The following is a 14,618-nucleotide window of genomic DNA, read 5'->3' on the forward strand; positions in this document are numbered from 1 at the left end:
AACTTTAAAAAGCGCTGAACTATTTCAGCGCTTTTTTTATGTTATTTTTTGTCAGTTTTAGAATTTTGGTAAAAGTGAAATTTAAAAGTTTCGAGAGAAATAAAAAAAAACCTAAAAAAAGCATCTAAAGTGTTTTTTTTATAACATTTATCATGTGAAAAAACACTCAATTTGAGGTTGTGGGAAATAATTGATTAATTAATTTTAATGTCTTACCTTTGTGTTAAGCCTTAATAATTAAATAATTAACAAAAATGTTGATTGAATAATTATAAAAAATGAATTTTAGACAAAAATAAAATTGTTTTATCCTTTATGAAATGATATATTTGTCCGTTTTTAAAGAAAATAACTAAAATTAACTATAATGCAAAACAAAGGACTAATTAAATTCTTCGCAATCATTTTTACGATTGCTTGTATCTACCAACTTTCATTTACGTTTGTTGCTAACGGAATTGTAAAAGATGCGAAAGAGTTTGCGAAAGGAGATTCTCAAAAGGAACTAAACTATTTAAAATCATTAAAGAAAAAAGAAGTTTTAAACTTAGGTTTTGCTAGCTTTACTTATGAGGAAATAGAAAAACAACAAATCAACAAAGGGTTAGATTTAGAAGGTGGTATTAACGTAACTGTAGAAGTTTCTGTTAAAGACGTTTTAAAAACGTTATCTAACAATTCTAAAGATCCTATTTTTAATAGAGCTTTAACTAGAGCTACTGAAGAAAGAGAAGGAAATCAAGATTATTTAGACGCCTTTTTTGAAGCTTTCAATAAAGAATCAAAAGGAATTTTAAAATTAGCTTCGCCTGAAGTATTTTATAATAGAAATTTATCTGATGAGATTCAGTCAAATATGTCTGATGATCAGGTAAAAGTAATCTTAAAAAGAAAAGTTGCTGAATCTATTGAAAGTGCTTATAAAGTACTAACAAAACGTATCGATAAATTCGGAGTAGCGCAACCAAACATTCAAAAAATTGGTGAAACGGGAAGAATTTTAGTAGAATTACCTGGTGCAAAAGATTTAGATAGAATTGAAAAATTAATATCTGGTACTGCACAATTAGAATTTTGGGAAACTTTAAGACCTGAAGAATTAGGTAATTTCTTTACTGCTGCAAACGAAGCTTTAAGAGTAACGGAGAAAAAAGCAGTTACTAAAAAAGTTGCTACAGTTGATACTACAAAAGCTGTTGATTCAAAATCAAAAGTTAACGATTTATTAGCAGACAAAAAAGATCCTGCAAAAAAAGATGCTAAAGATTTAGGGCCATTATTCGAAAAAGCTATTGCAGGCCCTTCTGGATTATACGCTTATAATGTAAAAGATACAGCGAAAATTAACTCTTATTTAAAAAGATCTGAAATTAAAGCGTTATTACCAGCAACTGCATCATATGCAAAATTTGCTTGGGGAAAAACAAATGAAAAATTAGGTGATATTGTTGAATTATACATCTTAAAAGGTACTTCTGATGGTATTGCTCCATTATTAGGTGGTGCAGTTACAGATGCTAGTGCTGATTTTGACCAATTTGGTAAACCAGCAGTAAGTATGCAAATGAATCCAGTTGGTTCTAGAAAATGGGAACAATTAACTGGAGATATCGCTAAAAAAGGAAACCAAGTTTGTATCGTTTTAGATAACATCGTATATTCTGCAGCAACTGCTAAAGCAGCAATTTCTGGAGGACAAACTCAAATTTCTGGAAGTTTTACTTTAGAAGAAACTGCCGATTTAGAAAACGTATTAAGAGCAGGAAAATTACCAGCTAAAGCAGAAATTGTACAAAAAGCAGTTGTTGGACCATCTTTAGGTCAAGAAGCAATTGACAACGGTATTTTATCTTCATTAATTGGTTTATTATTAGTTTCTTTCTGGATGGTTTTCTATTACGGAAGAGCTGGATGGTATGCAAACGTTGCTTTATTATTAAACTTAGTGTTATTGTTTGGTGCAATGGCTAACTTTGGTTTTGTATTAACATTACCTGGTATTGCTGGTATCGTATTAACAATGGGTACTGCAGTAGATGCGAACATTATTATCTATGAAAGAGCAAAAGAAGAATTAAGAGCTGGTTTATCATTAGAAGAGTCGGTAAAAAATGCTTTCGGTTGGAAAGGAGCTATGCGTTCTATTATTGATGCTAACGTTACTCACGTTTTAACAGGAGCTATTTTATATATTTTTGGTGAAGGAATGATTAGAGGTTTTGCTATCACTTTATTAATTGGTATTTTAACTTCATTATTTACTTCGATCTTTATCGCTCGTTTCTTTATCGATGCAGATATTGCTAAAGGTAGAAGTTTACAATTCTCTACAAATATTACTAAAAACTGGTTTACTGGTTTCAACTTCGATTTCTTAAGAATCAAGAAGTTTACTTATATCTTCTCTTTAACAGTTTGTGTTATTAGTTTCGTTTCATTCTATGTAAATGGATTTGATCAAGGAATTGATTTCGTAGGAGGAAGAACATTCCAAGTTCAGTTTGACCAAAAAGTTTCTTCTGAAGAAGTTTCAAATGCACTTTCAACTGCTGAGTATTTCGAAAAAGCTGAAGCTAAAACGTTTGGTAACGACAAACAATTGAAAATCACAACTAAATACATGATTGATAAGCAGGGTGTTGAGGTTGATAAAGCTGTAAATGTTAAATTGTACAATGGATTAAAAAAATTCTTCGCTAAAGAAATTACTTACAAACAGTTTACAAATACGGAAGAAGGTAAAAAAATTGGAGTATTACAAGCTATGAAAGTAGGTCCATCTATTGCAGATGATATCAAAACAAATGCTTATTGGGCAGTATTAGGAGCTATGTTATTAGTGTGTTTATACTTAGTAATTTCATTTAGAAAATACCAATATTCATTAGGAGCAATTGCTGCTGTTGCGCATGACGTTATTTTCGTATTAGGAATTTACTCTTTATTATACAAATACATGCCATTCCACATGGAAATTGATCAGCACTTTATTGCCGCAATTCTTACTGTAATTGGATATTCTATGAACGATACGGTAATTGTATTTGATAGAGTTCGTGAATTCTTAGGAATTAGATCTCACCATGGTAACTTTAATCAAATCGTAAATGATTCGATTAATACTACATTATCACGTACTTTAAATACTTCATTAACGATGATTTTAGTATTGTCTATTATGTTTGTTTTCGGTGGAGATTCAATCCGTGGATTCATCTTCGCGATGTTAATTGGTATTATTGTTGGAACTTATTCATCATTATTTATTGCTACACCAGTATTAGTAGATACGATGACTAAATACGATAAAACAATAGTTGAACAAGAGCATAACTCATAAGTTATAACTTAAGAATATAAAAAATGCCCCGATACATATCGGGGCATTTTTGTTTTTAATCTGAACTTGTTTCAGATTCTTTTCTATTAGTCAAATTATAAACTCTGCTGTTTTAAATAATCAACCGCATATCTTCCTTCATTAAATAATAAGTCCAAGATGGACAAGTTATTTATGAAACCATGTTTGTCATCAAAAACTTGCGTGTAAGGTTCAATTTGTGTGGTGTCTTTTTTGCCATTCACCAAATAACGAAAATCGGTTTTGTCTGAAACTTCATGGAAGTATTCTGTAGTTTTTTCAAAAGGAATAGAAATGCCTAAAGATTCATTTACCAAATCAAATATCTCAAAGTTCAAGTCTAACATAAACTCATGTTTCTTTTCGAATAATGGTCGCAAATCATCTACAAAATATTCGTAAAAAGGAGAGTTTTTATAAGCGGCTTCTAACGATTTAAAATGGTTCTTTTGCCAATTATGTTGATTGTCTATTTTGATGTCTTTAAAGTTAGTGTTTGCACTGTTATGCTTCACTGATATGTTTAATAGTTGAATTCCGTTTGGACTATAAATGTACATTCGGTTTCTATTCGTTTGTTTTTGAAACGTATCTTCCACTTCAAACGTAACCGTTTTCGCATCAATCATAGCAATATAATGACTGATAGATGGAAAATAAGTTGGGTAAATTAAAATGTCATTCTGGTTCATAATTCTATCGTAATGAAAAAAGAGTTGTAAACTAAATTACAACTCTTAAATTATTTAAAGTAAATCTGCTTCTTTTTTCTTTTTCTTACCTCTATACCAATCCCAAGCGAAATATCCAGCTAAAAGAATTAGGAAATATTTAAAGTATGATTCTGGTTGACCTTCGCCACTTACCGTTGTAAAGAAACGTTCGGTTCTAAATTTATTGAATAAACCTTTTGCATTCCAATCTAAACTCATCCAAATAAAAATTGGTTTACCTACAATATGATCAGCAGGAGTATAACCGAAATAACGTGCGTCTAAAGAACAATGTCTGTTATCTCCCATCATCCAAAAATAATCTTGTTTGAATGTGTAAGAGTTTGCTATTTTTCCGTTTATTTTAATCTCATTACCTTTTACTTCTAAAGTATTGCCTTCATATTCAGTAATGATGATTTTATATAATGGTAAGGTTTCTTTGTTTAGAGTAACAGTTTTACCAGCTTCAGGAATATAAATTGGGCCAAAATTATCACCATTCCAGTCATTAGTTACTGAAGGATTTCCGTCTTCGAAATCTGGAAACACTCCATCTTTTGGACCTTTTTCTATCACTCGATTAACGGTTTTAATGCCAGAAACTGTTTTTAATTTTTCTGCACCTTCAAAAGTTAATGCACGTATGTATAAAGTGTCTCTTGCGTCATTTTTAAAACCTGCGCCATCAGTTGAATTAAGTTCTTTTAAAATTCCTTCAAAGTCAATAGGAGTATTTGCGTCATAAGTAACTTCGTATGAATATTGAGGTTTTGCTCTTTCTGGTAAAATTAATTCTTTACCATTAACAAAAACAATTCCGTCTTTAATTTGTAAACTATCACCAGGAATTCCAACACATCTTTTTACATAATTTGTTTTTTTATCACGAGGTTTGTCAATTCTTTCTGTGGCACGTATATACATGTTTGAAAGTGTATCTCTTGGCCAGTTGAAAACAACAATGTCATTATTTTTTATTTTTTCTAAAGCTGGAAATCTGAAATATGGAAGTTGTGGTTTACTTAAGTAAGATAGTTTTTTAATTACAGGAATAGAATCATGAACCATTGGCGCAGCAATAGGTGTCATTGGTGTTCTCGCTCCGTAATGAAACTTACTTACAAATAAGAAATCTCCAATTAATAAAGATTTTTCTAAAGATGAAGATGGAATTACGAATGGTTGAATAAAATACGTGTGAACGAAAGTAGCGACTATCAAAGCAAATGTTAATGAACCTAAAGTGTCTAATGCTTTAGTTGCAGGTTTTGTTTCACGTTTTGCTTCGTAAGAAACGTCTTGTGTGTAATTTACATATCCAATATATAATCCTAAAGTAACAACACCTAACCACATATCTGCAGTAGTTTTTTTACCGAAAGTACGTAAGGTTTCAATCCAAATTACAGGTAAAATCAACAAGTTAATTACAGGTAAAAACACTAAAAACATCCACCATTTTGGTCGGTTTATAATTTGCATTAAAACAATTCCATTATACACAGGAACAAATGCTTCCCAAGCTTTTCTACCAGCTTTTACATATAATTTCCAAGAGCAAATGCCGTGTAATGTGCTAATTACTAATAATGTGATAATCCAAGTTGATATGTCCATACTTATTTATTGTTGTGAGGAACGAATTAATCTTCAAATCCTCTTATTTTTTATACTTGTTTCTTTTTACTTTTTACTTGGCTCTTTATATCCCTAAAACATCTTTCATAGTGAAAAAGCCTTTTTTTCCAAGTAACCATTCGGCAGCAATTACAGAACCTAAAGCAAAACCTTCTCTGCTGTGAGCCGTATGTTTGATTTCAATTTGGTCCACTTTACTGTCGTAAAAAACAGAATGTGTTCCAGGAATGTTTTCTATTCTTTTCGCATCAATATAAATTTCATTTGTTGATGCGTTATCTAAAGTCCAATCGGTGTAATCTGTATTTTCTATAATTCCTTTAGCTAAACTAATGGCTGTTCCGCTTGGCGCATCTAATTTTTGTAAGTGATGAATTTCTTCCATTGAGACATTATAGTCTTTAAGGTTTTTCATCATTTTTGCCAAGTAATTATTCAGTTCGAAAAAAATATTTACCCCTAAACTAAAATTGGAACCATAAATAAAACTTCCGTTTTTTTCTTGGCATAAATTCACCATTTCATCGTAATTTTCTAACCAACCTGTTGTTCCTGAGATTACAGGAATATTGTGGTTTAAACATTCTGAAATATGACCTACCGCACTATTTGGAACACTAAAATCAATAGCGACATCAGCATCTAATAATCCATCAAAACTATCTGAGCTTCCTTTTTTCAAAACAATTTGATGTCCACGTTCTAAAGCAATGTTTTCAATTACTTTTCCCATTTTTCCGTAACCTAAAAGTGCTATCTTCATTTTGTATTAGTATTGTTTTAAAGAAATTGTTACTTAAAGCAATGTTAAAATTGATACGTTAACGTAAATCCAACATCTTGTTTGTAAGTATAAGGGTTGGTTTGTAAGTCTGGTTTTAAAGATAAATCGTCATTTACGTTAAATTGTAGTAAATGAGCATCAACATTAGCATCAACAATATTTAAAATGTATAAAGCACCTGTAATAAGTACCGATAAATCTCTGTTTTTTTGATAGAATTTTTGACCACGAATAACGCTTTCGTCAGATAATTTACCAAAAGTTGGATCAGATGTGTCTGCTCCACCATTTATCAAACGTTTTTTGTATTCGTTTCTATATTGATTGTGCTTTTTGTTGCTATCTACAATAAAATATACTCCAGCGCCAATGGCTCCATATACAATAGGGATTTTCCAATACCGTTTGTTATAGGCTTGTCCTAATCCTGGTAAAATTGCAGAATAAAAAGCAGCTTTTGCTGGCGATAACGGATTAATGTCACCTTTTACAGTTTGTTTTGTTTCTATTTTCAATTCTTTATTTTGAGCAACTGATAATGGAGCACCCAAAAATAAAAAAACAAATATGTATAGAAGTTGCTTCACTAGTTGTTGATTAATTTCATAATTCTATTAAAGTCTTCTTCCGAATGAAAAGGAATTGAAATTTTTCCTTTACCATTAGCGGCAACATTTACATCTACTTTAGCACCAAAGAAATCAGCGAACGTTTTCTTTTGTTCTGTAGGAATTTCAAAAGATTTTGTTGAAGCTGGTTTGCCTGTTTTTGGTTTTAAACCTTCTTGGTATTTCTTCACTAAAGCTTCCGTATCTCTAACAGATAAATTCTGAGTAACAACAGTATGATAAATATCGCTTTGAGCGTCTTGATCTTCAATGTTAATTAATGCTCTACCATGTCCCATCGAAATAAAACCATCTCTCATTCCAGTTTGAATGATTGGATCTAATTTTAATAAACGTAAGTAGTTCGTAATAGTAGAACGTTTTTTACCCACACGTTCACTCATTTCTTCCTGAGTTAAATTTACTTCTTCAATTAATCTTTGATAAGAAATAGCAACTTCAATCGGATCTAAATCGTGACGTTGTATATTTTCTACTAATGCCATGATTAACGATTCGTTATCGTTCGCTAATCTGATGTATGCGGGAATTGTAGAAAGACCTAATAATTTTGAAGCACGTAATCTTCGTTCTCCAGAAATTAATTGGTATTTATTAAATTCTAATTTTCTAACAGTAATTGGTTGAATTACACCAACTTCTTTGATGGATTTGGCTAATTCTTGTAAAGTTTCTTCATTGAAATTAGTTCTTGGTTGAAACGGATTGATTTCAATAAAATTAATATCAAGTTCAATGATGCTGCCTACAACTTTATCTGCACCTTTATCCTCAACCGACTTAATATCGTTTGAAGGATCACTTAAAAGTGCCGATAATCCTCTTCCTAATACAGGTTTTTTTACTGCTTTTGTCATTATATAGTACTGTTTTTCTTGATAATTTCTTCTGCTAAATTTAAGTAATTGGTTGCACCTTTGCTAGTGGCATCATAATTAATGATACTTTCCCCAAAACTCGGAGCTTCACTTAATTTAATATTTCTTTGAATTATAGTTGAGAACACCATGTTGTTAAAATGCTTCTGAACTTCTTCCACTACTTGGTTTGATAAACGTAAACGAGAATCGTACATAGTTAAAAGTAAGCCTTCAATATCTAAAGCTGGATTGTGAATTTTTTGTACGCTTTTTATTGTATTCAATAATTTCCCTAAACCTTCCAAGGCAAAATATTCACACTGAATTGGAATCACAACACTATCGGCAGCAGTTAAAGCATTTAAAGTTAACAAACCTAAAGATGGTGCGCAATCAATAATAATATAATCGTATTCTTCTTTTATGTCGTTTAATGCTTGTTTCAGCATGTATTCTCTATTTTCTTTGTCAACCAATTCAATTTCAATGGCAACTAAGTCAATATGCGCTGGAATTATCCAAACATTTGGAGCAGTAGTAGCAATTACACCATCTTCAGCTTTGTTACTATGTTCTAATATTTGATAGGTTCCAATTTCTACGGTTTCCACATCAATTCCTAATCCAGAACTAGCGTTAGCTTGCGGATCTGCATCTATTAATAAAACTTTTTTCTCTAAAACACCTAAAGCAGCGGCAAGATTTATTGAAGTTGTTGTTTTTCCTACACCACCCTTTTGATTGGCAATTGCAATGATTTTACCCATTTTTTCTTTTAAAATTTTCGAAGCGTAAAAATACAATTATTTATGGTATAACCAACCCAATTTTATTAACATTGCGTTAAACTCTTTATTTCAGTGTATCTTTGCTATTAAAATTATTTTTTTTGTAAATTTGACATCTAAAATTTTCCAGAGTGGTAGAAGAAAAAGTTATTTTAGTGGACACAAATGATAATCCAATTGGGTTAATGAATAAGCTAGAAGCACATGAGAAAGCGTTGTTGCATAGAGCTTTTTCTGTTTTTATTTTGAATGATAAAAATGAGCTGATGTTACAACAACGCGCGCATCATAAATACCATTCACCTTTATTGTGGACGAACACGTGTTGTAGTCACCAACGTGAAAATGAGAACAATATTCAAGCAGGAACAAGACGTCTTCGCGAAGAAATGGGTTTTGAAACGGAATTAAAAGAAATGTTTCATTTTATTTACAAAGCACCTTTTGATAACGGATTAACAGAACACGAATTAGATCATGTAATGATAGGTTATTATAACGATTTTCCTTTTATTAATGAAGATGAAGTGGAAAGTTGGAAATGGATGAAAATTGAAGACATTAAAAACGATATGATTGAAAATCCAGACATTTATACTGTTTGGTTTAAAATAATTTTTGAAGAATTTTATCATCATTTTGATGAAAATTTAACAGCCAAAAAAAATATAAATTGAGAGCAAAAATAAGTAGAAAAGCACATTTTAACGCTGCGCATAGATTATATCGTAAAGACTGGTCTATGGAAAAGAACGATGCGGTATTTGGAAAATGTAACAATCCAAATTTTCACGGCCATAACTACGAATTAATTGTCAGTGTTACTGGTGAAATTAGCCCAGAAACGGGCTATATTATGGATGTGAAAATTTTATCGGATTTAATTAAACTACATATTGAAGATGCTTTTGATCACAAAAATCTTAATTTAGATGTACCTGAATTTGAAAATTTAAATCCAACTGCCGAAAATATTTCAGTAGTTATTTGGCAAAAATTGAGAAATCAAATCGAAATTAAATACGATTTAGAGGTGGTTTTATATGAAACACCAAGAAATTTTGTAACCTATAGTGGAAATTAAATGAAGTTATATCCACTAACATTTGAACCCATTTATAAAGAGAGAATTTGGGGCGGAACGAAGTTGAAAGATTTTTTAAATAAATCTTTTGAGGCTAATTTTATTGGCGAAAGTTGGGAGTTGTCAACTGTAACTAATGATGTTAGTGTGGTTTCTAATGGAGAATTTACTGGACTAAATTTAAATGAATTAATTAAAAAATATCCAACAGAAATATTAGGTAAAAATTGTATTGAAAAATACGGATTTGTTTTTCCATTGCTTTTCAAGTTTTTAGATGCTAAAGAGGATTTATCTATTCAAGTACATCCAAATGACGAATTGGCTAAAAAGAGGCATAATTCTTTTGGTAAAACAGAAATGTGGTATGTAATGCAAGCTGATGAAAATGCAAGATTGGTTATTGGTTTCAAAGAATCAACAAATAAAAAAGATTATTTAAAACATTTAGAAGATAAAACTTTAGTTACTATTCTGAATGAAACCTCTGTTAAAAAAGGAGATACGTTTTTCTTGGGAACTGGTACAGTTCATGCCATTGGTGCTGGAGTTTTAATTGCTGAAATTCAACAAACGAGTGATATTACTTATAGGTTATATGATTGGGATAGACTTGATGCAAACGGAAATAGTAGAGAATTACATACAGATTTAGCCGTTGAAGCAATCAATTATGATAAAACCAAAACCAAAGTACAATATAAAAACCAACCAAACGAAAGTGTTAATCTAGTTCAATGTCCGTTTTTTACAACTAATATTTTAGAAGTTTCAGGAAATTATAATTGGAATAAGAAAAAGGAATCCTTTACTGTTTTTATGTGTACTGAAGGTAGTTTTGTGTTAGTTACACCAGATTCAAAATCAAAATTTAAAAAAGGTAATACGGTTTTAATTCCAGCTGCATTAGAAGAATTTCAAATTATTGGAGAAACTTCACTGTTGGAAATTACAATTTAATTAGCAGCGTATCAATATATTGTTTACTTTTGCACCATAATTTTTAAAAATAACAAAATGGCAAGCGTTAAAAACTTGAAAAAAGAAATAAACTACGTTTTAGGAGATATCTTAAACATAGTATACATTTGGGAAATGACTTCTGGCGGAAAACCAACTGAATCTTCAGAGGCTTTAGTAGGAGATATTTACGATGCATTTGATGCATTGATGGTAAAAGTTAACCAAAAAGATGTTGAAAATAAAAAAGCACATTACAAATTAGTTAAGGAAGAATTCGAAGTTGCTGCAAATCAATTTGTTGCAAAAGTGAACGAATTAAACTAAAAAAAAAGGCAAAAAAAACAATTATTTTTTTTGCAAATTAAAAATTCAAGGCTATATTTGCACTGCAATATGAGTCGCCGGTGTAGCTCAGCTGGCTAGAGCAGCTGATTTGTAATCAGCAGGTCGTGGGTTCGAGTCCCTCCACTGGCTCAGAAAAAGGTAATCTTAGGGTTACCTTTTTTCCTTTTTTTAAGGAAATTCATATTGTAGATAAGGCATTTTGCCGGTGTAGCTCAGCTGGCTAGAGCAGCTGATTTGTAATCAGCAGGTCGTGGGTTCGAGTCCCTCCACTGGCTCAAAAAAAGGTAATCGAAAGATTGCCTTTTTTTATTTTATACCATTTCTAAAATTCTACCTACTTTCCTTCATTTTATAATTTAACGTTTTATTGTTTTTTAAATAATTTTCGTTTTCTTTTTTTTCGTAATTTTACTAAACAGATTTTTTTTCAGAATAAATGAAAAATTTTATATAAATACTATGCATGCATAGTATTTTTTTCTATATTTGAAAAAAAATACTTTATGCAAGACAAAACAATTGATTACGTTTTAAGGTATACTTGGCAAACTGTTGCCAAAATGTATAACGAAGAAGCGGCTAAATATGGTGCGACAATGGCTACAGGATTTGCTTTGTTAAGTATTGATAAAGATAAAGGTATTCCATCAACAGCTTTAGGACCAAGAATGGGAATGGAAGCGACAAGTTTAACAAGAACTTTAAAGTCGATGGAAGAACGAGGATTAATCGTTCGTAAAAAAAATCCTGCAGACGGAAGAGGCGTTTTAATCTTTCTTACAGAAGAAGGAAAACTAAAACGTGAATTGTCTAAAAAAACAGTACTTCAATTCAATGAAGTGATCAAAACTAAAATTACGGAAGCCCAACTTCAAAACTTTATGGAAGTGGCCGAAATTATAAATGAACAAATTCTAGAGAAAGAAATTTTTGATAAAAATATCTTATCAAACAAGTAAACACAATATATATAATACATAAAACGTATGAAACGTAATATTAAAAAAGTTGCTGTTATTGGTTCAGGAATTATGGGAAGCGGAATTGCTTGTCATTTTGCAAACATCGGAGTAGAAGTTCTTCTATTAGATATTGCGCCAAGAGAATTAACAGAAGCAGAAACAAAAAAAGGATTAACTTTAGAAAGTAAAGTAGTTCGAAACAGATTGGTAAACGACCATTTAGCTAATGCGTTAAAATCAAAACCATCTCCAATTTATCATCAAAGTTTTGCTAGTAGAATTTCTACTGGAAATACAACAGATGATATGGCGAAAATCGCTTCTTGCGATTGGATTATTGAAGTGGTTGTAGAACGTTTAGATATCAAACAAAGCGTTTTCGAACAAATTGAAAAATTCCGTAAACCAGGAACTTTAATCACATCAAACACATCTGGAATTCCAATTCACTTTATGAGTGAAGGTAGAAGTGAAGACTTTCAAAAACATTTCTGTGGAACGCATTTCTTCAATCCAGCACGTTATTTAAAATTATTCGAAATTATTCCAGGACCACAAACTTCATCTGAAGTTTTAGATTTCTTAAACGGTTATGGAGAAAAATTCTTAGGAAAAACTTCAGTAGTTGCTAAAGACACTCCTGCTTTTATCGGAAACAGAATCGGAATCTTCGGAATCATGAGCTTGTTTCACCAAGTAAAAGAAATGGGTTTAACCATCGAAGAAGTGGATAAATTAACCGGACCAGTTATTGGTCGTCCAAAATCGGCAACTTTCCGAACTGTGGATGTAGTTGGTTTAGATACTTTAGTTCACGTAGCTAATGGAATTTACGATAATTGTAAAACAGACGAAGTTTTAGACTTATTCAAATTACCAGAATTCATCAATAAAATGATGGAAAATAAATGGTTGGGAAGCAAAACCAATCAAGGATTCTATAAAAAAGAAGGGAAAGAAATTTTGTCTTTAGATTTAGACACTCTAGAATATCGTGCGGCTAAAAAAGCTTCATTCGCAACACTAGAATTAACAAAAACTATCGATAAACCAATTGATAGATTCAAAGTGTTAATCACAGGAAAAGATAAAGCGGGAGAATTTTACCGTAAAAACTTCGCTTCAATGTTTACCTATTGTTCGAACAGAATTCCAGAAATCACAGATGCCTTTTACAAAATTGACGATGCGATGAAAGCTGGTTTCGGTTGGGAAAATGGTCCATTCGAAATTTGGGATGCTATCGGAGTTCAAAAAGGAATTGAATTAATGCAAGCAGAAGGGTATCAACCAGCAAGTTGGGTAACTGATATGCTAGCTTCAGGAAATACGTCTTTCTATTCTATAAAAGAAGGTGCGACCTATTTCTACAATATAGATACAAAACAAACAGCAAAAATTCCAGGACAAGATGCTTTTATTATTCTAGACAACATTCGCGAAAGCAAAAAAGTGTGGAATAACAGCGAAAGTATTATTACCGATTTAGGTGACGGAATTATCAATTTAGAATTTACGTCTAAAATGAATTCTATTGGTGCTGGCGTTTTACAAGGTATCAACAAAGCTATCGATATGGCTGAAAAAGGGTACGAAGGTTTAGTTATCGGAAATCAAGGAACAAATTTTTCTGTTGGTGCGAATTTAGCGATGATCTTCATGTTAGCCGTTGAGCAAGAATATGACGAATTAAACATGGCTATCAAAATGTTCCAAGACACGATGATGCGTTGTCGTTATTCTTCTATTCCAGTAATTGCTGCTCCTCACGGAATGACACTTGGTGGTGGTTGCGAATTAACGATGCACGCTGATAGAGCAGTTGCTGCCGCGGAAACTTATATCGGATTAGTAGAATTTGGTGTTGGTGTAATTCCTGGCGGTGGTGGTTCTAAAGAAATGGCGCTTCGTGCATCAGATTTATTTAGAAAAAATGATGTGGAACTAAATGTTTTACAAGAATATTTCTTAACTGTTGGTATGGCGAAAGTCGCTACTTCTGCTTATGAAGGTTTCGATATCGGTGTGCTTCAAAAAGGAAGAGATATTGTTGTGGTTAATAAAGACAGACAAATTGCTACAGCAAAACAAGTCGCTCTTCAAATGGCAAATCAAGGTTATACACAACCTGTAAGAAGAACGGATGTTAAAGTATTAGGGAAACAAGCATTAGGAATGTTCTTAGTAGGAACAGACCAAATGGTAGCTGGACAATATATTTCAGAACATGATCAAAAAATTGCCAACAAACTAGCTTACGTTATGGCGGGTGGTGATTTATCTGAACCAACTTTAGTTTCTGAACAATATTTATTGGATTTAGAACGTGAAGCTTTCTTGTCATTATGTACAGAAAGAAAAACATTAGAACGTGTTCAGTTTATGTTAACTAAAGGGAAGCCTTTGAGAAATTAATTTCGAAACACAGATTAAAGAAATCTGAGAGATTTTAATAATTTTTTAGATTTCTCGAATTTCTCCAATCTGT

General features: G+C 31.5%; 13 protein-coding genes and 2 tRNA genes. 9 read left to right on the forward strand and 6 right to left on the reverse strand.

The window, feature by feature from the left end; genetic code table 11:
• Positions 1-367: 367 nt before the first annotated feature.
• On the forward strand, positions 368-3,340 hold the full coding sequence (gene secDF / locus G6N05_RS13980; RefSeq protein WP_166130916.1) for a protein translocase subunit SecDF: 2,973 nt from the start codon (positions 368-370) through the stop codon (positions 3,338-3,340).
• Between the two features lie 95 nt (positions 3,341-3,435).
• Here secDF and G6N05_RS13985 read toward each other — a convergent pair whose 3' ends face one another.
• The 6 genes from G6N05_RS13985 to G6N05_RS14010 all read right to left on the reverse strand — a co-directional run bounded on the left by G6N05_RS13985 (position 3,436) and on the right by G6N05_RS14010 (position 8,755).
• Complete coding sequence (locus G6N05_RS13985; protein ID WP_166130919.1) at positions 3,436-4,053, reverse strand: WbqC family protein; 618 nt, start codon at positions 4,051-4,053, stop codon at positions 3,436-3,438.
• A gap of 54 nt (positions 4,054-4,107) precedes the next feature.
• A complete protein-coding gene (lepB, locus tag G6N05_RS13990) occupies positions 4,108-5,694 on the reverse strand; it encodes a signal peptidase I (protein WP_166130922.1) in 1,587 nt (528 codons plus the stop codon).
• 85 nt (positions 5,695-5,779) lie between these two features.
• The gene (dapB, locus tag G6N05_RS13995) at positions 5,780-6,478 is read right to left on the reverse strand and encodes a 4-hydroxy-tetrahydrodipicolinate reductase (protein WP_166130925.1); all 699 of its coding nucleotides are present in this window, start codon (positions 6,476-6,478) and stop codon (positions 5,780-5,782) included.
• A gap of 44 nt (positions 6,479-6,522) precedes the next feature.
• A complete protein-coding gene (locus G6N05_RS14000; protein WP_166130928.1) occupies positions 6,523-7,086 on the reverse strand; it encodes a DUF5683 domain-containing protein in 564 nt (187 codons plus the stop codon).
• On the reverse strand, positions 7,086-7,985 hold the full coding sequence (locus G6N05_RS14005) for a ParB/RepB/Spo0J family partition protein (protein ID WP_166130931.1): 900 nt from the start codon (positions 7,983-7,985) through the stop codon (positions 7,086-7,088). Before G6N05_RS14005 ends, G6N05_RS14000 begins: the two co-directional genes overlap by 1 nt.
• Positions 7,985-8,755: a ParA family protein gene (locus G6N05_RS14010; protein WP_166130935.1), complete on the reverse strand. Its 771-nt coding sequence runs from the start codon at positions 8,753-8,755 to the stop codon at positions 7,985-7,987. The genes G6N05_RS14005 and G6N05_RS14010 overlap by 1 nt, the downstream gene beginning before the upstream one ends.
• A 152-nt stretch (positions 8,756-8,907) precedes the next feature.
• On the opposite strand from G6N05_RS14010, the gene idi reads away from it, so the two are divergent.
• The 8 genes from idi to G6N05_RS14050 all read left to right on the forward strand — a co-directional run bounded on the left by idi (position 8,908) and on the right by G6N05_RS14050 (position 14,545).
• Positions 8,908-9,453, forward strand: coding sequence for an isopentenyl-diphosphate Delta-isomerase (gene idi / locus G6N05_RS14015; protein WP_166130939.1), 546 nt, complete (start codon positions 8,908-8,910; stop codon positions 9,451-9,453).
• A complete protein-coding gene (locus G6N05_RS14020; RefSeq protein ID WP_166130943.1) occupies positions 9,450-9,860 on the forward strand; it encodes a 6-pyruvoyl trahydropterin synthase family protein in 411 nt (136 codons plus the stop codon). Before idi ends, G6N05_RS14020 begins: the two co-directional genes overlap by 4 nt.
• Positions 9,861-10,820: a type I phosphomannose isomerase catalytic subunit gene (locus G6N05_RS14025; protein ID WP_166130946.1), complete on the forward strand. Its 960-nt coding sequence runs from the start codon at positions 9,861-9,863 to the stop codon at positions 10,818-10,820.
• Positions 10,821-10,877: 57 nt separating this feature from the next.
• Complete coding sequence (locus tag G6N05_RS14030) at positions 10,878-11,147, forward strand: hypothetical protein (RefSeq protein WP_091315735.1); 270 nt, start codon at positions 10,878-10,880, stop codon at positions 11,145-11,147.
• A gap of 76 nt (positions 11,148-11,223) precedes the next feature.
• Positions 11,224-11,297: transfer RNA gene (locus G6N05_RS14035), tRNA-Thr, on the forward strand.
• Between the two features lie 72 nt (positions 11,298-11,369).
• Positions 11,370-11,443, forward strand: a tRNA-Thr gene (locus G6N05_RS14040).
• A gap of 228 nt (positions 11,444-11,671) precedes the next feature.
• Complete coding sequence (locus G6N05_RS14045; protein ID WP_166130949.1) at positions 11,672-12,127, forward strand: MarR family winged helix-turn-helix transcriptional regulator; 456 nt, start codon at positions 11,672-11,674, stop codon at positions 12,125-12,127.
• Positions 12,128-12,154: 27 nt separating this feature from the next.
• Complete coding sequence (locus G6N05_RS14050; RefSeq protein WP_166130952.1) at positions 12,155-14,545, forward strand: 3-hydroxyacyl-CoA dehydrogenase/enoyl-CoA hydratase family protein; 2,391 nt, start codon at positions 12,155-12,157, stop codon at positions 14,543-14,545.
• Positions 14,546-14,618 lie beyond the last annotated feature (73 nt).

The organism is Flavobacterium bernardetii (assembly GCF_011305415.1).
In the GTDB taxonomy this organism is placed as follows: Bacteria; Bacteroidota; Bacteroidia; order Flavobacteriales; family Flavobacteriaceae; genus Flavobacterium; species Flavobacterium bernardetii.

What these genes read in the sequence shown, in the direction of transcription:
- secDF (WP_166130916.1), top strand. Translation starts at nt 368, where the DNA reads ATGCAAAACAAAGGACTAATTAAATTCTTCGCAATCATTTTTACGATT.
- G6N05_RS13985 (WP_166130919.1), bottom strand. Translation starts at nt 4,053, where the DNA reads ATGAACCAGAATGACATTTTAATTTACCCAACTTATTTTCCATCTATC.
- lepB (WP_166130922.1), bottom strand. Translation starts at nt 5,694, where the DNA reads ATGGACATATCAACTTGGATTATCACATTATTAGTAATTAGCACATTA.
- dapB (WP_166130925.1), bottom strand. Translation starts at nt 6,478, where the DNA reads ATGAAGATAGCACTTTTAGGTTACGGAAAAATGGGAAAAGTAATTGAA.
- G6N05_RS14005 (WP_166130931.1), bottom strand. Translation starts at nt 7,985, where the DNA reads ATGACAAAAGCAGTAAAAAAACCTGTATTAGGAAGAGGATTATCGGCA.
- G6N05_RS14010 (WP_166130935.1), bottom strand. Translation starts at nt 8,755, where the DNA reads ATGGGTAAAATCATTGCAATTGCCAATCAAAAGGGTGGTGTAGGAAAA.
- G6N05_RS14025 (WP_166130946.1), top strand. Translation starts at nt 9,861, where the DNA reads ATGAAGTTATATCCACTAACATTTGAACCCATTTATAAAGAGAGAATT.
- G6N05_RS14030 (WP_091315735.1), top strand. Translation starts at nt 10,878, where the DNA reads ATGGCAAGCGTTAAAAACTTGAAAAAAGAAATAAACTACGTTTTAGGA.
- G6N05_RS14045 (WP_166130949.1), top strand. Translation starts at nt 11,672, where the DNA reads ATGCAAGACAAAACAATTGATTACGTTTTAAGGTATACTTGGCAAACT.
- G6N05_RS14050 (WP_166130952.1), top strand. Translation starts at nt 12,155, where the DNA reads ATGAAACGTAATATTAAAAAAGTTGCTGTTATTGGTTCAGGAATTATG.